Genomic DNA, 231 nt, shown 5'->3' with positions numbered 1-231 from the left:
CGGATCAGATAGCGAAAGTATCAAGAGTCTCACACTAAAGTAAGTCAGGTTTATGAAGTGATTCATATTCCTGTCAGCTTTGAGTGAGCGACCGGTTCTTAACTGAACCGAAAACAGTAACAGGTTTAAACTGAAGAGTTTGATCCTGGCTCAGATTGAACGCTGGCGGCATGCCTTACACATGCAAGTCGAACGGCAGCACGGGTGCTTGCACCTGGTGGCGAGTGGCGA

Annotated in this window: 1 rRNA gene; it reads left to right on the top strand. The window is 48.1% G+C overall.

The features are described 5' to 3' along the window. Nucleotides 1-127: 127 nt before the first annotated feature. A 16S ribosomal RNA gene (locus H3O04_RS35930) occupies nucleotides 128-231 on the top strand; the annotation flags it as partial.

The sequence above is a fragment of the Burkholderia sp. KCJ3K979 genome, assembly GCF_016759955.1.
In the GTDB taxonomy this organism is placed as follows: Bacteria; Pseudomonadota; Gammaproteobacteria; order Burkholderiales; family Burkholderiaceae; genus Burkholderia; species Burkholderia orbicola.
The sequence above is the reverse complement of the archived record's forward strand: the minus strand, read 5'-3'. Positions and strand labels throughout refer to the sequence as shown.